This window comes from Pseudomonas sp., from assembly GCF_049645325.1.
GTDB lineage: Bacteria > Pseudomonadota > Gammaproteobacteria > Pseudomonadales > Pseudomonadaceae > Aquipseudomonas.
On sequence record NZ_JBARTQ010000152.1, the window covers coordinates 1 to 18,371 of the forward strand.

Here is an 18,371-nt window from a genome sequence, read left to right on the forward strand (position 1 = left end):
TGGCCGAACGCAGGCTTGAATCCGTGGGTAACCCGGCAGGACGCCGGGTTAGCCGTGTTGGGCCATGGATGGCCCGTCACGGCGGCCCACGGATTCAAGCCGGAGTGAGGGCACACCGAGCCTAGGCGAGGTGCCGAGTGGAGGGGCAAGAGCACTTTGGTTACTTTGGTGCTTTTCCAAAGTGACTCGCCGTAAGGGCGAAACCAATCCAAGCCATCCCCCAAACAACGGATATGCACTCAGCACCCCCAAACCACCGCCAACCCCACGCCTACAGATATCCACCAACCAGCCGTTAACCTCTCAAGTCGCCACTAATAAGAGAGAAAACCCATGCGTCTGAGCCTGAAGGCCAAAGTCCTGTCCCTCGCCATCGTGCCGGTGTTGCTGTTTGCAGTCGTCATCAGCCTGACCACCGTGTGGATCCTCCAGGGCCAGGCGCGCAACGAGGTGGATGAAACCCGCCAGCGCCTGCTCAACGACGCCAAGGCCACCCTGCAAAGTTATGTCGAAGTGGCCATGACCACCATCAAGCCGCTCTACGACGCGGCAGCCCCAGGCGACAACGCCGTGCGGGCCCAGGTGGTCAAGCTGCTGTCCAGCACCCGCTACGGCAAGGACGGCTATTTCTTCGGCTACGACTCCGAGACCATCCGCCTGTTCAAGGGCAACAGCCCCGACGGCGTGGGCAAAAGCTTCAAGGACAACCGCGACCCCAACGGCGTCTACGTCAATCGCGACCTGGTCAAGGTCGGCAAGGACGGCACCCACTACCTGCAATACAGCTCGACCCAGCCGGGCCAGACCGAACTTGTACCGAAAATGGGCTACACCGAATACCTGCCCAAATGGGACATGGTGATCGGCACCTCGGTGAACCTGGACGGCATCGAAGCCCAGGTGGCGGTGGTCGAGGCCAAGGTCGAGAAACGCATGGAAGGCGTGCTGCTGAGCATCCTCGGCGTGGCCGTGGTGGTGCTGTTGGTGATCGCTGCCGTCGGCATGCTGTTGGCCAATACCATTTTGCGCCCGCTGCATTTGATGAAAGCCAACCTCGACGATATTGCCGCAGGCGAGGGCGACTTGACCCGTCGCCTGGCCATCACCAGCCAGGATGAACTGGGTGATCTGGCCGGCGCGTTCAACCGGTTTGTCGATAAGATCCACGGCCTGGTGCGCCAGATCACCGAGATGACGGCGCAACTCACCGGCCTGGTCAGCCAGGTGTCCGAGCAAGCCCAGCGTTCGGAAACTGCCATGGAGCGCCAGCGCCACGAAACCGACCAGGTGGCCACCGCGATCAACCAGATGTCCTCCGCGGCGCATGAAGTGGCGCGCAGTGCCCAAGGCGCCGCCGTCGCTGCGCAACAGACCGATGCCGAAGGCCAGGCCGCCAAGCGCGTGGTGGACGGCAGCATCGCGCAGATCCATGCGCTGGTGAACGACATCCGCAGCAGCGGCGTGTCCCTCGACAGCTTGCAGCAGGATGTGTCGTCGATTGTCAGCGTGCTGGGGGTCATTCGCTCCATCGCCGAACAGACCAACCTGCTGGCGCTTAACGCGGCCATCGAAGCCGCGCGGGCCGGGGAGGCAGGGCGCGGGTTTGCCGTGGTTGCCGACGAAGTGCGTGCCCTGGCCAGCCGCACCCAGTCCAGCACCCAGGAAATCCAGAGCATGATCGACCGCCTGCAAAAAGGCACGGTCGCCGCCGTCGATGCCATGCGCCGTTCCAGCGATGCCGGCGACGGTACGTCGGCCAAAGCCAACGAAGCCGGGGCGTCACTGGACACCATGGCCCAGTTGATCGGCACCATCAATTCGATGAACGCGCAGATCGCCAGCGCCGCTGAAGAACAGACTGCGGTGGCCGAAGAGATCAACCGCAGCGTGCATCAGATTGCCGTGGCGGTGGACAGTGTGGCGGATGAGACCCAGTTGGGCGCCCAGACTTCGCGCAGCCTGGCCGACTTGGGCCAGCGCCTGGGGCAGTTGGTGGGGCAATTCCGCATCTGATCAGCCATAGCTTTGGCGTATGTTTGCCTAACGTTAATACGAATATACCTGTCACAACCCCTCAGTGAGACTTGAGCCCCAACCACAATAGGGGCTCATTGCAATGCCACTTCCCGACCCGCTTCAGCGCCTCGCTGAACTCGACACCAACACCGTTTCCGACGCCCTCGATTTCCTGCAACTGCCGGGCGCCGTTGTCGGTATTCGCCCGTTGTGGGACTGCCCCAAGGTGGTGGGCCGTGCCAGCACGGTCAAGCTGGCAGCGAAGACCGACGCCGCGCCGGGCGTGCACCTGATTTCCCCGGTGATTGACGCCATCACCACTGACGACCGCGTGCTGGTGATTGCCGGTGGCCTTGAAGGCGTCTCGTGCTGGGGCGACATCATTGCCAATGCCGCCGTCGCGAAGAAAATTCGCGGTTCGGTGATCGACGGCTTCAGCCGCGACATCGATGGCAGTGCGTCCATCGGCTACCCGGTGTACGGCCGTGGCGTGACCATGATCAGCGCGCGTAACCGTGTGGTGCAGGTCGATTCCGGTGTGACCCTCAGCGTCGGCGGCGTCAACGTGTCGGAAGACGACTACGTCATCGCCGACCGCTGCGGCACGGTGTTTATCCCTGCTGCCCGCATCGAACAGGTGCTCGACCTCGGCGAGCGTATTGCCGCCCGTGAAGCGGGCATGGTCGACGCCGTGCGCAGTGGCCGCTCGGTCGCCGATGTGATGCACGACCGCCAATTTGAAGCCATCCGCGTGGAGCCTGCCCGATGAACACCGAAGATCAGCAACTTGTCGCCCTGTTCGAAGGGCTTGATACGCCGGGCGTCTCGGACGCCATGGACAAGCTCGGTATTCCCGGCCAGTGCCTGGGCATTGCGCCGCTGGATAACTACCGCGGCACCGTGGTCGGCCCGGCGTTTACCGTGCAATACGTGCCCGCCAACCTGCCACCGGGTTCAGTGGGCGACTTTATCGAGGACGTACTGCCGGGTGACGTGGTGGTGATCGCCAACGCCGGTCGCACTGACTGCACCGTGTGGGGCGACATCATGACCCAGTACGCCGGTGCACGCGGGATTGCCGCCACGGTGATCGACGGCGTGTGCCGCGACGTCAGCAAAGCCCTCGGTGATGGTTACCCGATGTTCACCAGGGGCCGCTACATGCGCACCGGCAAGGACCGTGTGGAAGTGCTTTCGGTGAACCAGCCGATAGCGATCAGCGGAGCGCGCGTGTGTTCGCGGGACATCGTGGTGGCGGACGCTAATGGCGTGCTCGTGGTGCCGCGCGCGCGTGCTGCCGACGTGGCGCACACAGCACGCCAGATCGAAGCCGTGGAGTCACAGATCCGCGCGCAGATCGAAGCGGGCAAGACGCTCAAGCAGGCCCGCGAATCCCTGGGTTATCACACGCTGCAAAGGAATGGCTCGTGAACATCGAACGACTGAACACGCGCGTGGCCCAGGCCCAGCCTTCCGCCACCTACCGCATTATCGATCGCGTGGCCGAACGTCGCGCGCAAGGGGCGAAAATCATCTCGCTGTGCGCCGGAGAGCCGGATTTCGACACACCGGAACATATCCGCCAAGCGGGAATAGACGCCATTCGCAACGGCCACACGCGCTACACCCAAGTTGCCGGCGTGCGTGCCCTGCGTGAAGCCGTAGCCGACAAATTCCGTCGCGAAAACGGTCTGGACGTGAGCTGGCAAGACACCCTTGTCAGCAATGGTGGCAAGCATGTGATCTACAACGCCCTGGCTGCGACCTTGAACGAGGGCGACGAAGTCATCGTGCCCGCGCCGTATTGGGTCAGTTACCCGGAAATGGTCGAGCTGTGCGGCGGCACCTCGAAGATCGTGGCGTGCGGCGCCGAGGACGGTTTCAAGCTGACCCCGGCCGCCCTGGAACAGGCGATCAACCCCAACACCCGCTGGTTGATCCTCAATTCGCCGTCCAACCCCACGGGCGCGGTGTACAGCCAACAGGAACTGCGCGCGCTGGCCGAGGTGTTGTTGGCGCACCCGCACGTGCTGGTGCTGGCGGACGATATCTACGAACACCTGCTGTTCGATGGGCAAACCTTCCACACCCTGGCGCAGGTCGAACCGCGCTTGGCGCCGCGGGTGCTGACCATGAATGGCGTGTCCAAGGCTTACGCCATGACCGGTTGGCGCATTGGTTTCGCCACCGGGCCGCGCTGGTTGCTGGAGGCCATGGAAAAACTCCAGGGCCAGCAGACCTCGGGGGCCAGTGCGATTTCCCAGCAAGCGGCCGTGGCTGCGTTGACCGGGCCGCAGGACTTTGTGCGGGCGTCGCGGGCGGTGTTCGAGAAGCGTCGTGACCTCGTCGTGTCGTTCCTCAACGCCACGCCGGGTCTGGAATGCACGAGCCCCTCTGGTGCGTTCTACGCCTTCGCCTCCTGCGCCGGTTTGCTGGGGCGCACCACGCCCGCCGGCACGCTGCTGCACACCGACGAGGATGTGGCCCACGCCTTGCTCGACGAAGCCAATGTGGCCGTGGTGCCTGGCAGCGCATTCGGGTTGGCGCCGTACCTGCGTATCGCCTATGCCTTGGACGACGACGCGTTGCTGCAGGCCTGCGAAGCCATCCGTCAATTCTGCGCGGCGGCTCGTTAGAGGTCGCGCATCAGCAGGCCAAAGCGCAGGTCCATTTCGGCCGGGAGCGGCAGGTACACCGTGTGCCCATCACCCGGCGCCACGTCGATGGCTGCGCCTTTGGCGTTGTGCAAGGTGGCCAGGTCAAACTGAAGGTTGCCGGCGGGGGTCATCAATTCCAGGTGATTGCCCACGGCAAAGCGGTTTTTCACCTTGACCTCGGCCAGCTCGCCCCGACGTTCGCCGGTCAACTCCCCGACAAACTGCTGGCGTTCCGAGACCGAGCTGCCGTTCTGGTAGTTCTGGTACTCGTCGTGCACGTGTCGGCGCAGGAAACCTTCGGTGTAGCCTCGCTGGGCCAGGGATTCGAGGTCGGTCATGAGGTGGCGGTCAAACGCGCGACCGGCCACCGCATCATCAATGGCCTGGCGGTACACCTGGGTGGTGCGCGCGCAGTAAAAGTGCGACTTGGTGCGGCCTTCGATCTTCAGCGAATGCACGCCCATGTGGGTCAGGCGCTCCACATGCTGCACGGCGCGCAGGTCCTTGGCGTTCATGATGTAGGTGCCGTGTTCGTCTTCGAACGCGGGCATCTGTTCATCGGGGCGGTTGGCTTCCTGCAGCAGGAACACTTGGTCGGTGGGCGCGCCAATGCCCAGGGTCGGTTGATAGGCCTGGACGATATCGCCCGTGGTGTTTTCCACCGCAGCCGTGGCCTGGTATTTCCAGCGGCAGGCGTTGGTGCACGCGCCCTGGTTAGCGTCGCGCTTGTTCATGTAACCCGACAGCAGGCAGCGCCCGGAATAGGCCATGCACAAGGCGCCGTGCACAAACACTTCGAGTTCCATGGCCGGTACGTGCTGGCGAATTTCGTCGATCTCTTCCAGGGACAATTCCCGCGACAGAATCACCCGGCAAATCCCTTGCTGCTGCCAGAACTCCACGCTCGCCCAGTTCACCGTATTGGCTTGCACCGACAGGTGGATCGGCATCTGCGGGAAATGGCGGCGCACCAGCATGATCAGCCCCGGGTCGGACATGATCAGCGCATCCGGGCCCATAGCGATTACCGGCGCCAGGTCCTTGAGAAAGGTCTTCAATTTGGCGTTGTGCGGCGCAATGTTCACCACCACGTAGAAGCGTTTGCCCAGTGCATGGGCTTCCTGGATACCGAGGGCGAGGTTGGCGTGGTCGAACGCGTTGTTGCGCACGCGCAGGCTGTAGCGTGGCTGGCCGGCATAGACGGCGTCGGCGCCGTAGGCAAAGGCGTAGCGCATGTTTTTCAGGGTGCCGGCAGGGGCGAGCAGTTCGGGGGCAAGGAGGGGAGGCATGGGTTCAGGTCGCAAAAGGTCGCGAGGGTAATGGAGCGAGCAGCGGCTGTTATTGATCCAGGTCGCCTTTATTGATTTTGTATCGCCTTGTATCGGCACGCCGGGTTCGACACAGGCGCGACACTTCAAGGGTTTTCAATGGGGCCTTTGTATCGACGAGGTAATGACCATGCGCCCCATCACCGTTGTGTTTGCCGGCTTGCTGCTGACGTTCGCGCTGCTCGGCGGCGTGGCGGTTAGTAATGAAACCCAGGCGGAGGCGAACCGCGCACCTACTCAAGGGGCCATGCCGTCGCTGGCGGGCGCGTTTGAATGGCTCAACTCGCCGCCACTGAGCACCGAGGCGCTCAAGGGAAAAGTGGTGCTGGTGGACTTCTGGACCTACGACTGCATTAACTGCCGACGCGCTCTGCCTTACGTAAAGGCGTGGGCGAAGCGTTATGAACAAGAAGGGCTGGTGGTCATCGGCGTGCATACGCCGGAATACGCCTACGAGCACATCACCCGCAACGTCGAGGACCACGTGCGCAAGTTGGGCATCACCTACCCGGTGGCTCTCGACAACGATTACGCGATCTGGCGCAACTTCGGCAACCAGTTCTGGCCTGCCCATTACTTGATTGATGCGACCGGGCAGGTACGTTACAGCCACTTTGGCGAGGGCCGCTACGACGCGCAGGAGCAAATGATCCAGACGCTTCTGAGCGAAGCGAAAGCGCAGGTTTCAAGGCCTTGATACAGGCGGTCTATGCTTGTTCGATAAACAAGGGCACTCCCAGGTTTCGCAGCGGACTAAGCAACAGGGCCTACACAGGGCCTTTGCTTTTCTGACATGGACCGGACATGAACCAAACCAACCTGCAATTCAAAACCCTGCTGTTGCTGCTGGCCCTGGTGACCATCGCCTTTATCTGGATATTGCTGCCGTTTTATGGCGCGGTGTTCTGGGCGGTGATCCTCGGCATTATTTTTGCCCCGATGCAGCGACGCCTGCAGCAACGGTTCGGCTGGAACCGCAACCTGACGTCCCTGTCGACCCTGACGGTGTGCCTGGTGATCGCGATTCTGCCGGTGATCATCACCAGCGTATTGTTGGTGCAAGAGGGCGCGACGCTCTACAAAAACATCGAAAGCGGCAAGCTGGACGTGGCCGGGTATATCGAACAGTTCAAGAATTTCCTGCCGCCTTACTTCCAGCACCTGCTCGACCGTTTTGGCATGGGCAACCTGGAAGGGCTGCGGGAAAAGATCGTCAAGAGCGCGATGCAGGGCAGCGAGTTTTTTGCCACTCAGGCGTTCAGCTTCGGCCAGGGCACGTTTGATTTCCTGGTGAGCTTTTTCATCATGTTGTACTTGCTGTTCTTTTTGCTGCGCGACGGCCCGGAGCTGGTGCGCAAAGTGCGCACAGCGGTGCCGCTGGCCGAGCCGCAGAAGCGCCGCTTGCAGCTCAAGTTCAACCGCGTGGTGCGCGCCACGGTCAAGGGCAACGTGCTGGTGGCCGTGACGCAGGGCGCGCTCGGCGGGTTGATCTTCTGGTTTCTGGATATTCCCAGTGCGTTGCTCTGGGCGGTATTGATGGCGTTTCTGTCCCTGCTGCCGGCGGTGGGCGCGGGGATTGTGTGGGGGCCGGTGGCCGCCTACTTCCTGCTGAGCGGTTCGATCTGGCAGGGTGTGGTGCTGGGGTTGTTCGGCGTTTTTGTGATCGGGCTGGTAGACAATGTGCTGCGCCCGATTCTGGTGGGCAAGGACACCAAGATGCCAGACTACCTGATCCTGATCTCAACCCTGGGCGGCCTGTCAGTGTTTGGCCTCAACGGGTTCGTGATCGGGCCGCTGGTGGCCGCATTGTTTATGTCGAGCTGGGCGTTGTTTGTCGAAAGCAAACCGCGGGTCAAGCTGCCGCTGCCTTAGTTTTCATCACGCGCGAAGTCAGGCGTGCAGCCTGTAGTTCGTCGCATTCTGCAGTTGTTCCTCAGCGGCGGACAGCGAGGTGAGCGGGCCGCTGATGGGCTCGCCATCGCGCACCAGATACCAGCAGGCCAGCAACCCAAGCTCCCGAAGAGGGGCGGGGACTGCGCTGCCGATGACGGACATGATCTGAACAGTGGGCATACATACCTCCAATCGCTATGGAGGTCACCTTACGGTCTTGCAGTCTTGAGGAAAAATCACCTGTCTCGATAGTCGACATCAACGCCACGCGTCAATCCACGACCTGGTCCAGCATGATCACCACTTCCTGTTCACTGAGCAGGCCCTTGCGCACCAGGTTTTCCGCCAGCAACGCGAGGAATTTAGCGCTGCGGTGGCCTTCCAGGTGCTTGAGTTCGGTCAGGGCGCTGTAGACCTTGCTGGACGTACACAGGCCGGCGGTGCGGTGCGGGTTTTGCGTGGGCATGGTCAGTCGTCCTTAATTGTTATTGGGTGGACCGCTTCGATGGTGAGACTGTTTCGTGACGTAAACATGACAGGCCGAGCCTCAATCGAGCAAGTAGACATTGGACTGTCATGATGTGGGATTACTGCCCGGGCGTTGTCCTCACAGCGACATCGGCCACTTGAATTCGGACTTTCCGGGCAAAAAAAAGGCCTCGCGTGTGGGCGAGGCCTGGTCCTGTCATCTCAACTGCCTGTTACCAGCCGCGACCATAATAGCCGTGGGGAGGGCCGTAGTAGCCACGCGGTGGGCCGTAATAGACCGGCGCCGGGCGGTAATAAACCTGTTGTTGCACATACACCGGTGGTGGTGGCGCGTAGTAAACCGGCGGAGGCGCGGCATACACCGGTTGCGGCTGGACATACACCGGTTGCTGCACGTAGACCGGCTGGGATTGGCTGGCAACTACGGAGCCGACTACGGCTGCGCCGACCAAAGCACCCAGAACGGCCGGGCCACCCCAACCACCACCGTGGGCGGAGGCTTGGCCTGCCATAGCGAGTGCGCCGATCAGCAAGGCGATTTTGGGGATTTTACGGATCATGGTCATTCCTCGGTTAGCCCCTGCGCTTGTGGTCTGCAATCAATAGACTCAAGGATTGTCGCGGGGATACTTTTAAGACAACGTATTTCTGGAAAACAGCACGGCCCAAAGGTAAAGGTTGTGTAAGGTCTGTACCGATTTGCTTACTTCAAGGAGTTACCCATGCAGATGCACCCCAACAAGGACACCCAACTGTGCATGTCATTGTCGGCGCGCCCTGGAAATTTTGGCCTGCGGTTTCACAACCACCTGTACGAACAGTTGGGTTTGAACTTCTACTATAAAGCCTTCAGCAGCCAGGATTTGCCCGGCGCGATCGGCGGTATCCGGGCGTTGGGCATTCGTGGCTGCGGCGTGTCCATGCCATTCAAGGAAGCCAGCCTTGCCCTGGTGGACGAGCTGGACGCTTCGGTCAAGGCCATTGCCTCCCTCAATACCATCGTCAACACCGACGGCCATCTCAAGGCCTATAACACCGACTATATCGCCGTCGAACGACTGTTGAAAAAACACGCGGTGCCGAAAGAGTCGACCTTCGCCCTGCGGGGCAGCGGCGGCATGGGCAAGGCGGTGGCCAGTGCCTTGCGCGACGGCGGTTATGCCAACGGCGTGATTGTGGCGCGCAATGAGACGGCAGGCCGCGCGTTGGCCCAGAGCCTGGGGTACGAGTGGCAGGCGGAGCTGGGTGATTTGCGCCCGCAGATGTTGGTCAACGTGACGCCGATCGGTATGACCGGTGGCGCGGAGGCCGACCAGTTGGCCTTTGACGCCGAAGCTGTAGACGCCGCCGACACGGTCTTTGATGTAGTGGCAATCCCCGCCGAAACGCCGTTGATCGTACGTGGGCGAGCCCAAGGCAAGCGAGTGATCACCGGGTTGGAAGTGATCGCGATTCAGGCGTTGGAGCAGTTTGTGCTTTACACCGGCGTGCGGCCGACTGATGAGCAGTTTGAGGCGGCAGTAGCCTTTGCCCGAAGTTAAAGACCCACGCAAGTCTAATTGTGGGAGCGGGCTTGCTCGCGAAAGCGGAGTGTCAGTCACCGGATATACCGACTGACCCACCGTCTTCGTGAGCAAGCCCGCTCCCACATTTTTTACCGAGTCAGGCCTGTTCCAGCTGAGCCAGACGCTCTTCCAGTGCCGCAATCCGCGCTTCCAGCTCTTCAATGCGGTCCACAGAAACACCCACCGCCACGCCTCGCTCCACCGGATTCCCGCGCGCCGCCAGAATTACCTCTATATCCGCCGGGTCGCCCATTGCGTGGGTGTAACGGTCTTCCCGCTGCCCTGCCTGGCGCGGCACCAGCAGTGCCAGCCCCCGTGCAATCAGGCGCTCTAACTGGTGTACTACCTGTTCGGCGTCTTCGAAATCATGCATGCGCCCGCTGCGGGTCAGCAGTTCATTGACGGTTTGCGGACCTCGCAAAAACAGCAGCCCGATCAGGATCACCTGGGCCGGCACCAGCTCCAGCGCCTTGTCCACGCGGTGCTCCCAACGGTCCGCGCGGCTGCCCATCACCAGGCGAGTAAAGCCTTGGCCTTCGAGCACACGCAGGCTCTGGCCAACCTGGCCTTGACTGAGGTTCGTCACTGGTTCGCGGCTGGTCTTCTGGTTGCAGGCCAGTACCAGGGCGTTGAGGGTCAGCGGGTAGGTTTCCGGGTTGGTCGCCTGTTTCTCGATCAGGCAGCCCAGGAGGCGGATTTCCGTGCTGTTCAGGCGCGGCTCAGGGGTGTCGGTGTCGTGCTCGGCGGTCATCGCGCTTTCCCTATGCAGTAAGCCCTCTAGCCTAATCCTGAAAAAATAAAAGACAAGCGACTGGCAGGTCTATAATCGCGGCTGGTTCCAACCCTGCCATTACCGTGAGACTGTCATGACTATTTCCCTGTACGCCGCTTCCATCCCGGTCTTCAAGCAAATGCTCAACGCCCTGAGCGATGTGCTGAACAAAGCTGAAGCCCACGCCACCGCCAAGAACATCGAACCCAACGCCTTGCTGCAAGCGCGTCTGTTCCCGGATATGTTCCAGTTGGTGCGCCAAGTGCAGATCGCCGTGGACTTCGCCAAAGGCGTGTCCGCGCGTCTGGCCGAGATCGAAGTGCCGAAATATGAAGACACCGAAGTCACCTTCGCCGACCTGCAAGCACTGATCGCCAAGGTGCTGGCGTTTGTCGACAGCATCAAGCCTGAGCAAATCGACGGCAAGGAAGGCATCGAGATCGTTACCCGCCCAGGCACACCTAAAGAGAAGCGCTTCAGCGGCCAGTCCTACCTGCTGACCTACGGCCTGCCGCAGTTCTTTTTCCACGTGACCACCGCGTACGCGCTGCTGCGTCACAACGGTGTAGAAGTGGGCAAGCGCGATTACATGGGCGCTTTCTAAGCCCATAAAAAAGCCCGGTGCGGTTCTGGAAAGAACCGCTCCGGGCTTTTTTTCGCCTGACGTTTAAGCCGCCTGTTCTTCCTGGCCCAAACACGCCGCAGCGGTAAACAGCACATCGGTGGAAGAATTGAGCGCCGTTTCCGCCGAATCCTGCAGCACACCGATGATGAAGCCTACGGCCACCACCTGCATGGCGACCTCGCTGGGAATGCCAAACAGGCTGCACGCCAGGGGAATCAACAGCAGCGAACCGCCGGCCACGCCCGACGCACCGCACGCGCAGATCGCCGCGACCACGCTGAGCAGCACGGCGGTGGGCAGGTCGACGGCGATGCCCAACGTATGCACGGCCGCCAGGGTCAGCACGGTGATGGTGATGGCGGCGCCGGCCATGTTGATGGTGGCGCCCAGCGGGATGGATACCGAGTAAGTGTCTTCATGCAGGCCCAGGCGTTTGCTCAGCGCCAGGTTCACCGGAATGTTCGCCGCCGAACTGCGGGTGAAAAACGCGGTGATGCCGCTCTCGCGCAAGCACATCAACACCAGCGGGTAGGGGTTGCGGCGCAGCTTCCAGAACACGATGGCCGGGTTGACCACCAACGCCACGAACAGCATGCAGCCGATCAGCACCACCAACAGGTGCGCATAGCCGAGCAGGGCGCCGAAGCCGGACGTAGCCAAGGTCGAGGCTACGAGGCCGAAGATCCCCAGCGGCGCGAAGCGAATCACCACGCGCACAATCAGCGTGACGCCATTGGACAGGTCATCCAGCACGGTACGGGTGGTTTCGCCGGCATGGCGAATCGCAATCCCCATGCCGATGGCCCAGGCCAGAATGCCGATAAAGTTGGCGTTCATCAGCGCGCTGACCGGGTTGTCCACCACACTCAGCAACAGGCTCTGCAACACCTCACCGATGCCGCCGGGAGCGCTGACGGCAACGTCATGGGTGGCCAGCACCAGCGTCGAAGGGAACAGCGCGCTGGCAACCACCGCGACCACGGCGGCGGCGAAAGTGCCGAGCAGGTACAGGAACAGGATCGGCTTGATATGGGTTTCCTGCCCGTGTTTGTGGTTGGCGATCGACGCCATCACCAGCACGAACACCAGGATCGGCGCCACGGCCTTGAGCGCAGCGACAAACACTTTGCCGATAAACCCGGTGGCCTTGGCCGCTTCGGGCAACAGCAAGGCCAGCAGAATGCCGGCGATCAGGCCGATGACGATTTGCGTGACCAGGCTGACGCGTGTCAGGCGCTGAAAGAGGGAGGGGGCAGCAGTCATAAACAGTTGTCTCTGGTTTTTTTAATAGGGCGCAGCATTGCAGGCGAAAGCGCTGTAGGAAGCAGGCACGAAGTCTAACATGCCGTAGGAAGCGTCCTGTTTTGGTGCGGCATTCCGTCACCTGCGCCCGTAGGGTTTGGCCAGATCCGGACACACTCTGTTAAGATTCTGCTCTCTCACTTTTCCTATCCTTCAGCGAGCCCTTCGGGTTGTCGTTGATGTCGTCGTTTGCGGAGTTTTCATGCTGTTTCCCATCCTGCTGCTGTCGGCTGCCGGTTTTACCGTGCTGACCACAGAGTTCATTATCGTCGGCCTGTTACCGGCGATTGCCCGCGACCTGAATGTCAGCGTGTCCCAGGCCGGGCTTTTGGTAACGTTGTTCGCCTTTACTGTGGCTGCCTTCGGCCCGTTTCTGACGGCGTACTTCGCGCGTTTCCCACGCAAGCGCCTGTTTATTTCCATCCTGATCATGTTTGGCGTGGCCAATACCGTGGCGGCGTTGGCGCCGACTATCTGGGTGATGGCCCTGGCGCGCTTGATCCCGGCGCTCGGCTTGCCGGTGTTCTGGGCCCTGGCCAGTGAAACGGCGGTGGATATTGTCGGCCCGGAATACGCCGGGCGAGCCATTGAGAAGATCGGCTTTGGCATTGTCTGCGCCACCGTGTTCGGCATTCCGGTGGGCACGCTGATTTCCGATATGTTCGGCTGGCGCAGCGCGTTCGCCATCCTGGCCGTGGTGGCGTTAGCCAAGGCATTGCTGTTGTTTGTGTACTTGCCGGTCACCCCGCCGAAAAACGATCAGGCAACGTTGCGCTCGCAGTTCAAGATCCTGCGCAACCCAGTGATGCAGGGCCACATCCTGCTGTCGATTTTGGTCTTCAGCGGCATGTTTACCGCCTACACCTACCTTGCGGACATCCTTGAACGCCTGGCCGGGTTCGATGGCACGCTGGTCGGCTGGTGCCTGATGGGTTTTGGCGCGGTCGGCCTGATCGGCAACTCCCTTGGTGGACGTGCGGTGGATCGGCACCCGTTGATTGCGTCCATGGTGTTCTGCGGCTTTATGATCGCGGGCATGGTGGCGCTGGTGCCTGCCATTCATTCCACCATCGGCCTGGCGGCGGCGATGGCTGTGTGGGGCGTGACCCAGGCGGCGATGTTCCTGGTCAGCCACGTGCGGCTGATGAAGGCGGCGCCCCATGCGCCAGCATTTGCCGCGTCGTTGAACATCGCCGGCGCCAACCTCGGGATCGGCCTGGGGGCGATGGTCGGCGGGCACGTGATCGACACCTTCGGCCTGGGCAGCCTGGGCTTTGCGGCCTCAGGGTTTATCCTGGTGTCGATCCTGCTGGCGCTGTGGCTGATGACCGCCAAACAACCGGTCGCGGCCAACGCCTGAGCCCGCTCCCACACTGTCATCAGGGCAGGGCGGTAAACAATTCGCGCCGGGCACCCTCGGTAATCGCCACGATGCCAGGGTGCTTGACCTTGCGTTCCACCGAGATCGCGTAGAACGACTCGGTGACCGCATCGGTCTGGCCGATCAGCGCCACGCCGTACTGGCGCACCACCTCATCGGCGATCACGCTGGGGGCGATAAAGATCCCGCTGCCGGATTGGCCGAATGCCTGCATCAAGGCGCTGTCGTCGAACTCGCCGATGATCTTCGGTTGAATCTGTTGCTCGGCGAACCAGCGCTGCAAACGGCTGCGCACCACCGTCTCCGCCCCCGGAATCAATAGCGGCGCGCCATGCAAACACTGTGGGAAATCGCCGCCATGGTTGTCAGCCAGTGCCTGGGTGGCGAAGAAGCTGATGCCACATTCCCCCAGCTTCTGGCTGTAGCCTTTGATGTCCAGGTGCGTAGGCATCGGGCTGTCGGAAATCACCAGGTCCAGGCGTTGAATTGCCAGGTCGGCGAGCAAACGTTCGAGTTTGTCCTCGCGGCAGGTGATGCGGATCGGCTCGCTCAACTCCATGGTTGGCGCGATGAGCCGGTAGACGATGGATTTGGGCACCACATCCGCCACGCCAACCCGGAACAGAATCTGCTGTTCATCGGGCTGCGCGCGCAACATTGCCTCCAATTCATTGCCGGTCTGGAACATCTGCTCGGCGTAGGGCAGCGCCTGGCGTCCGGCTTCAGTCAGTTCCAACTGGCGTCCTACGCGCTGAAACAGTGCAACGCCGAAGGTTTGCTCCAGCAGGCTGATCTGCCCGCTGATGGTCTGGGGCGTGAGGTTCAGTTGTTCACAGGCACGCACAATGCTGCCCGTCTTGGCGACCACCCAAAAGTAATGCAGTTGTCGATAATTGAGCATGGCGACCTAAACTTCGTGAAAACCGAAGTATACGTGAGAAAAATACGAATTTTACTGAACTGTTCACCTGCATAGAATGCCTCGCTATCGAGGGGCCACTATTTGGACCCAATGGTTCTAACGAGGAATACATCATGAAACTCAATTCCCTGGGCGCAATGTCGTTGCTTGCGCTTTCATTGGTGGTCATCAGCGGTTGTGATCAGGTTGAAAAAAGTGCGCAGCAGGTGATGGGCAAAGCCACCGAGTCCGCCAAGCAAGCCATTGATGACACCCAAAAGGCCGCCGAGCAGGCGCTGAGTGAGGCGACCCAAGGCTTGATCAGCCCCAAGAAGGAAACAGAGGAAGCCGAAAACGCCTCTGAATCCGACACCAAAGAAACCTAATTCCCAAGCATCGCCACGTCAGGACTGACCTATGGATTACCTTTTACAGCTGGCTGCCAGCCCCACCGCGTGGATCGCGCTGGCCACCTTGATCGTGATGGAAATCGTGCTGGGCATCGATAACCTGATCTTTATCTCGATCCTCACCAACAAATTGCCTGAGAAACACCGCGCCAAGGCCCGGCGCATCGGTATCAGCATGGCGTTGGTGCTGCGCCTGGGCCTGCTGAGCACCATCGCGTTTATCGTGCAGTTGACAGCACCTGTGTTTGAAATCTTCGGTCAGGCGTTTTCCTGGAAAGACATGATCCTGATCGCCGGTGGCCTGTTCCTGGTGTGGAAGGCGACGACCGAAATCCATCACAGCATGGACCCGGAGCCCGAAGAGAAGGCCAGTGTCGGTAACGTTGTGACCATCGGCTTTGCCGCGGCCATCGGCCAGATCCTGTTGCTCGACCTGGTGTTTTCCATCGACAGCATCATTACCGCCGTGGGCATGACCGAGCACTTGCCGATCATGATCATTGCCGTGGTGGTCTCGGTGATCGTGATGCTGGTTGCGGCCGAGCCGTTGGCCAAGTTCATCAACGACAACCCGACCGTGGTGATGCTGGCCCTGGGCTTCCTGATCATGATCGGCATGACGCTGATCGCCGAAGGCTTCGGTGCCCACGTGCCAAAAGGCTACGTGTATGCGGCGATGGCGTTCTCGGCCGCGATCGAGTGCCTGAACATTGCACGACGCAATCGTCACCAGCGATTGCTTGCTGCAAGGCAGTAACGGCGTACACCAAAAAGCCGGCTGAACTCCCAAGAGTCCAGCCGGCTTTTTGCTGTCTGTTAGAATCCGCCCACTTGTTACCTTGAGGTCCACCATGAACGAGCCGATTCGCCTCACCCAGTACAGCCACGGCGCGGGTTGCGGCTGCAAGATTTCGCCCCAGGTATTGGAAGTGATCCTCGCCGGCAGCGGCGCACAGAACCTGGACCCCAACCTGTGGGTGGGCAATGCCTCACGCGACGACGCGGCGGTGTACGCCATCGACGACGAACGTGGCGTGGTCTCGACCACCGATTTTTTCATGCCGATCGTCGATGACCCCTTCGACTTCGGCCGCATTGCCGCGACCAACGCGATCAGCGATATCTACGCCATGGGCGGCGATCCGCTGATGGCCATCGCCATTCTGGGCTGGCCGGTGAACGTGCTCGCGCCGGAAATTGCCCGCGAAGTGATCCGTGGCGGCCGCGCGGTGTGTGACGCCGCCGGTATCCCGCTGGCCGGTGGACACTCCATTGACGCCCCCGAACCGATCTTCGGCCTCGCCGTGACCGGCATCGTGCAAAAGCGCCATATGAAGCGCAATGACACCGCCACCGCCGGGTGCAAGCTGTACCTGACCAAGCCGCTGGGCATCGGCATCCTTACTACGGCCGAGAAAAAGGGCAAGTTGCGCGAGGCCGACATCGGCCTGGCCCGTGACTGGATGTGTACCCTCAATAAGCCTGGCAGCCGTTTCGGCAAGTTGGCCGGCGTTACTGCCATGACCGATGTCACCGGTTTCGGCCTATTGGGCCATTTGGTGGAAATGGCTGACGGCAGTGGTCTCACTGCCCGCATCGAGTACGAAAAAGTCCCACGCCTGCCAGGGGTTGAGGACTACCTGGACCAGGGCTGCATGCCCGGCGGCACCTTGCGCAACTTCGACAGCTATTCAAGCAAGCTCGGGCGCCTGCAGGAGCTGCACAAGCGCGTGCTGTGCGACCCGCAGACCAGCGGCGGCCTGCTGATCGCTGTCACGCCTGAAGGCGATGCGCAGTTTCACACTGTAGCCACCGAACTGGGCCTGAACCTTGAGCCGATCGGCGAACTGGTTGAGCGACAGACCCACGCGGTAGAGGTGTTTTGATGGCAACTGACATCACCGATTACCGCGACATCTTCCTCAACGACCGGCCGATGATGGATACCCGCGCGCCGATCGAGTTCACCAAGGGCGCGTTCCCTGGCGTGATCAACCTGCCGCTGATGACCGACGACGAACGCCAGCGAGTCGGCACCTGTTACAAACAGCAGGGCCAGCAAGCCGCCATCGTGCTGGGGCACGAGTTGGTGTCAGGCACGATCAAGGCCGAACGCATCGAGCACTGGGCGCGGTTCGCCCAGGCCAATCCTGACGGCTTTTTGTACTGCTTTCGCGGCGGGCTGCGTTCCCAGATCGTGCAGCAGTGGTTGAAAACCGAGGCGGGGATTGAGTACCCCCGCGTCGCAGGCGGCTACAAGGCCATGCGCAGCTTTTTGCTGGACACGGTCGAGCATGCCACTGACCAGTGTGATTTCGTGCTGCTGGGCGGCATGACCGGCACCGGCAAGACTGAAGTGCTGGCTCAACTGCGTAATGCGCTGGACCTGGAAGGCCATGCCAACCATCGGGGCTCCAGCTTCGGCAAGCGCGCCACGGCGCAGCCGTCCACTATTGACTTCGAAAACCGCCTGGCAGTGGACCTGCTGAAAAAGCGCGCCGGCGGCATCGAGCAATTTGTGGTTGAAGACGAGAGCCGCATGATCGGCAGTTGCGCGTTGCCATTGCCGTTGCACAAAGGCATGCAAACATTCCCGATGGTGTGGCTGGAAGACAGTGTGGAAGGGCGCGTCGAAAGGATCCTGCGTGATTACGTGGTCGATCTCTGCGCCGAATTCATTCAGGTATTTGGCGAAAACGGCCAGGCGCTGTTTGCCGAGCGCATGACCCAGAGTCTGGCCAATATCCACAAACGCCTGGGTGGCGAGCGCTTCCAGCGGTTGCAGGTGATTTTGCAGGAAGCCTTGGCAGAACAGGCTCGCAATGGCAGCGTGGAGTTGCATCGGGTGTGGATAGAAGGGTTGCTGCGCGAATATTACGACCCGATGTACGCCTTCCAGCGTGAAAGCAAAGGCGCGCGCATCGAGTTTGCCGGGGAGCAGGGCGCGGTGGTGGAATACCTGCGGGCGCGGGTAACCAGGCTAGGCTGATGGGTGGATTTGAAGGCCTCTTCGCGAGCAAGCCCGCTCCCAC

The 18,371-nt window shown here is 61.2% G+C and carries 19 protein-coding genes and 2 pseudogenes; 14 read left to right on the forward strand and 7 right to left on the reverse strand.

The genetic code is table 11. The features are described 5' to 3' along the window. Positions 1 to 333 precede the first annotated feature (333 nt). The 5 genes and pseudogenes from WBB95_RS06685 to WBB95_RS06705 form a co-directional block, all read left to right on the forward strand. Positions 334 to 1,155: pseudogene (locus WBB95_RS06685) on the forward strand (cache domain-containing protein); the annotation flags it as partial. A gap of 102 nt (positions 1,156 to 1,257) precedes the next feature. Further along, positions 1,258 to 2,013 carry a methyl-accepting chemotaxis protein gene (locus tag WBB95_RS06690; protein ID WP_424486865.1) on the forward strand — a complete coding sequence of 252 codons (756 nt, stop codon included), beginning with the start codon at positions 1,258 to 1,260 and terminating at the stop codon, positions 2,011 to 2,013. A gap of 103 nt (positions 2,014 to 2,116) precedes the next feature. Beyond that, positions 2,117 to 2,785, forward strand: coding sequence for an RraA family protein (locus WBB95_RS06695; protein ID WP_424486849.1), 669 nt, complete (start codon positions 2,117 to 2,119; stop codon positions 2,783 to 2,785). After that, positions 2,782 to 3,447, forward strand: coding sequence for an RraA family protein (locus tag WBB95_RS06700; protein WP_424486850.1), 666 nt, complete (start codon positions 2,782 to 2,784; stop codon positions 3,445 to 3,447). The genes WBB95_RS06695 and WBB95_RS06700 overlap by 4 nt, the downstream gene beginning before the upstream one ends. Next, entirely contained in the window at positions 3,444 to 4,652 is a 1,209-nt protein-coding gene (locus WBB95_RS06705) for a pyridoxal phosphate-dependent aminotransferase (protein ID WP_424486851.1), read from the forward strand. The genes WBB95_RS06700 and WBB95_RS06705 overlap by 4 nt, the downstream gene beginning before the upstream one ends. Here WBB95_RS06705 and yegQ read toward each other — a convergent pair. Continuing rightward, positions 4,649 to 5,962, reverse strand: coding sequence for a tRNA 5-hydroxyuridine modification protein YegQ (gene yegQ / locus WBB95_RS06710; protein ID WP_424486852.1), 1,314 nt, complete (start codon positions 5,960 to 5,962; stop codon positions 4,649 to 4,651). The genes WBB95_RS06705 and yegQ overlap by 4 nt on opposite strands. A gap of 277 nt (positions 5,963 to 6,239) precedes the next feature. Between yegQ and WBB95_RS06715 the strand changes: the two are divergent. Continuing rightward, positions 6,240 to 6,698 (forward strand): annotated as a pseudogene (locus WBB95_RS06715) (thioredoxin family protein); the annotation flags it as partial. A gap of 107 nt (positions 6,699 to 6,805) precedes the next feature. After that, positions 6,806 to 7,873 (forward strand): AI-2E family transporter, encoded by a 1,068-nt coding sequence (locus WBB95_RS06720; RefSeq protein ID WP_424486853.1) that lies wholly within the window; start codon positions 6,806 to 6,808, stop codon positions 7,871 to 7,873. Positions 7,874 to 7,891: 18 nt separating this feature from the next. Here the strand turns inward: WBB95_RS06720 and WBB95_RS06725 are convergent, their stop codons facing one another. The 3 genes from WBB95_RS06725 to WBB95_RS06735 all read right to left on the reverse strand — a co-directional run bounded on the left by WBB95_RS06725 (position 7,892) and on the right by WBB95_RS06735 (position 8,949). Continuing rightward, a complete protein-coding gene (locus WBB95_RS06725; protein WP_424486854.1) occupies positions 7,892 to 8,074 on the reverse strand; it encodes a hypothetical protein in 183 nt (60 codons plus the stop codon). Between the two features lie 91 nt (positions 8,075 to 8,165). Beyond that, complete coding sequence (locus WBB95_RS06730) at positions 8,166 to 8,360, reverse strand: hypothetical protein (RefSeq protein WP_071483469.1); 195 nt, start codon at positions 8,358 to 8,360, stop codon at positions 8,166 to 8,168. 235 nt (positions 8,361 to 8,595) lie between these two features. Next, the gene (locus tag WBB95_RS06735) at positions 8,596 to 8,949 is read right to left on the reverse strand and encodes a hypothetical protein (protein ID WP_053255424.1); all 354 of its coding nucleotides are present in this window, start codon (positions 8,947 to 8,949) and stop codon (positions 8,596 to 8,598) included. A 156-nt stretch (positions 8,950 to 9,105) separates the two neighbouring features. On the opposite strand from WBB95_RS06735, the gene WBB95_RS06740 reads away from it, so the two are divergent. After that, positions 9,106 to 9,924 (forward strand): shikimate 5-dehydrogenase, encoded by an 819-nt coding sequence (locus tag WBB95_RS06740; protein ID WP_424486855.1) that lies wholly within the window; start codon positions 9,106 to 9,108, stop codon positions 9,922 to 9,924. Between the two features lie 121 nt (positions 9,925 to 10,045). Here WBB95_RS06740 and WBB95_RS06745 read toward each other — a convergent pair whose 3' ends face one another. Next, positions 10,046 to 10,699 carry a YceH family protein gene (locus WBB95_RS06745; protein ID WP_424486856.1) on the reverse strand — a complete coding sequence of 218 codons (654 nt, stop codon included), beginning with the start codon at positions 10,697 to 10,699 and terminating at the stop codon, positions 10,046 to 10,048. Positions 10,700 to 10,814: 115 nt separating this feature from the next. Here WBB95_RS06745 and WBB95_RS06750 point away from each other — a divergent pair, with 115 nt between their 5' ends. Next, positions 10,815 to 11,324, forward strand: a complete 510-nt coding sequence (locus WBB95_RS06750) for a DUF1993 domain-containing protein (RefSeq protein ID WP_424486857.1) — start codon at positions 10,815 to 10,817, stop codon at positions 11,322 to 11,324. Positions 11,325 to 11,387: 63 nt separating this feature from the next. On the opposite strand, the gene sstT is transcribed toward WBB95_RS06750, so the two are convergent. Beyond that, complete coding sequence (gene sstT, locus WBB95_RS06755) at positions 11,388 to 12,608, reverse strand: serine/threonine transporter SstT (protein WP_424486858.1); 1,221 nt, start codon at positions 12,606 to 12,608, stop codon at positions 11,388 to 11,390. Positions 12,609 to 12,849: 241 nt separating this feature from the next. Here sstT and WBB95_RS06760 point away from each other — a divergent pair, with 241 nt between their 5' ends. Further along, positions 12,850 to 14,007: an MFS transporter gene (locus WBB95_RS06760; RefSeq protein ID WP_424486859.1), complete on the forward strand. Its 1,158-nt coding sequence runs from the start codon at positions 12,850 to 12,852 to the stop codon at positions 14,005 to 14,007. 19 nt (positions 14,008 to 14,026) lie between these two features. Here the strand turns inward: WBB95_RS06760 and nhaR are convergent, their stop codons facing one another. Continuing rightward, entirely contained in the window at positions 14,027 to 14,929 is a 903-nt protein-coding gene (gene nhaR, locus WBB95_RS06765; protein ID WP_424486860.1) for a transcriptional activator NhaR, read from the reverse strand. Between the two features lie 134 nt (positions 14,930 to 15,063). Here nhaR and WBB95_RS06770 point away from each other — a divergent pair, with 134 nt between their 5' ends. From WBB95_RS06770 to mnmH, 4 genes are all read left to right on the forward strand, one after another. Further along, positions 15,064 to 15,315, forward strand: a complete 252-nt coding sequence (locus WBB95_RS06770) for a hypothetical protein (protein WP_424486861.1) — start codon at positions 15,064 to 15,066, stop codon at positions 15,313 to 15,315. A gap of 31 nt (positions 15,316 to 15,346) precedes the next feature. Continuing rightward, positions 15,347 to 16,096, forward strand: a complete 750-nt coding sequence (locus WBB95_RS06775) for a TerC family protein (protein ID WP_424486862.1) — start codon at positions 15,347 to 15,349, stop codon at positions 16,094 to 16,096. 94 nt (positions 16,097 to 16,190) lie between these two features. Further along, positions 16,191 to 17,225 carry a selenide, water dikinase SelD gene (gene selD / locus WBB95_RS06780; RefSeq protein ID WP_424486863.1) on the forward strand — a complete coding sequence of 345 codons (1,035 nt, stop codon included), beginning with the start codon at positions 16,191 to 16,193 and terminating at the stop codon, positions 17,223 to 17,225. After that, positions 17,225 to 18,328: a tRNA 2-selenouridine(34) synthase MnmH gene (gene mnmH / locus WBB95_RS06785; RefSeq protein WP_424486864.1), complete on the forward strand. Its 1,104-nt coding sequence runs from the start codon at positions 17,225 to 17,227 to the stop codon at positions 18,326 to 18,328. Before selD ends, mnmH begins: the two co-directional genes overlap by 1 nt. The last annotated feature ends 43 nt before the right edge of the window (positions 18,329 to 18,371 follow it).

Excerpts from the sequence above, each read along its gene's own strand:
- WBB95_RS06690 (WP_424486865.1), top strand. The coding sequence starts at position 1,258 with ATGGAGCGCCAGCGCCACGAAACCGACCAGGTGGCCACCGCGATCAAC.
- WBB95_RS06695 (WP_424486849.1), top strand. The coding sequence starts at position 2,117 with ATGCCACTTCCCGACCCGCTTCAGCGCCTCGCTGAACTCGACACCAAC.
- WBB95_RS06700 (WP_424486850.1), top strand. The coding sequence starts at position 2,782 with ATGAACACCGAAGATCAGCAACTTGTCGCCCTGTTCGAAGGGCTTGAT.
- yegQ (WP_424486852.1), bottom strand. The coding sequence starts at position 5,962 with ATGCCTCCCCTCCTTGCCCCCGAACTGCTCGCCCCTGCCGGCACCCTG.
- WBB95_RS06720 (WP_424486853.1), top strand. The coding sequence starts at position 6,806 with ATGAACCAAACCAACCTGCAATTCAAAACCCTGCTGTTGCTGCTGGCC.
- WBB95_RS06725 (WP_424486854.1), bottom strand. The coding sequence starts at position 8,074 with ATGCCCACTGTTCAGATCATGTCCGTCATCGGCAGCGCAGTCCCCGCC.
- WBB95_RS06730 (WP_071483469.1), bottom strand. The coding sequence starts at position 8,360 with ATGCCCACGCAAAACCCGCACCGCACCGCCGGCCTGTGTACGTCCAGC.
- WBB95_RS06735 (WP_053255424.1), bottom strand. The coding sequence starts at position 8,949 with ATGACCATGATCCGTAAAATCCCCAAAATCGCCTTGCTGATCGGCGCA.
- WBB95_RS06740 (WP_424486855.1), top strand. The coding sequence starts at position 9,106 with ATGCAGATGCACCCCAACAAGGACACCCAACTGTGCATGTCATTGTCG.
- WBB95_RS06745 (WP_424486856.1), bottom strand. The coding sequence starts at position 10,699 with ATGACCGCCGAGCACGACACCGACACCCCTGAGCCGCGCCTGAACAGC.
- WBB95_RS06750 (WP_424486857.1), top strand. The coding sequence starts at position 10,815 with ATGACTATTTCCCTGTACGCCGCTTCCATCCCGGTCTTCAAGCAAATG.
- sstT (WP_424486858.1), bottom strand. The coding sequence starts at position 12,608 with ATGACTGCTGCCCCCTCCCTCTTTCAGCGCCTGACACGCGTCAGCCTG.
- WBB95_RS06760 (WP_424486859.1), top strand. The coding sequence starts at position 12,850 with ATGCTGTTTCCCATCCTGCTGCTGTCGGCTGCCGGTTTTACCGTGCTG.
- nhaR (WP_424486860.1), bottom strand. The coding sequence starts at position 14,929 with ATGCTCAATTATCGACAACTGCATTACTTTTGGGTGGTCGCCAAGACG.
- WBB95_RS06770 (WP_424486861.1), top strand. The coding sequence starts at position 15,064 with ATGAAACTCAATTCCCTGGGCGCAATGTCGTTGCTTGCGCTTTCATTG.
- WBB95_RS06775 (WP_424486862.1), top strand. The coding sequence starts at position 15,347 with ATGGATTACCTTTTACAGCTGGCTGCCAGCCCCACCGCGTGGATCGCG.
- selD (WP_424486863.1), top strand. The coding sequence starts at position 16,191 with ATGAACGAGCCGATTCGCCTCACCCAGTACAGCCACGGCGCGGGTTGC.
- mnmH (WP_424486864.1), top strand. The coding sequence starts at position 17,225 with ATGGCAACTGACATCACCGATTACCGCGACATCTTCCTCAACGACCGG.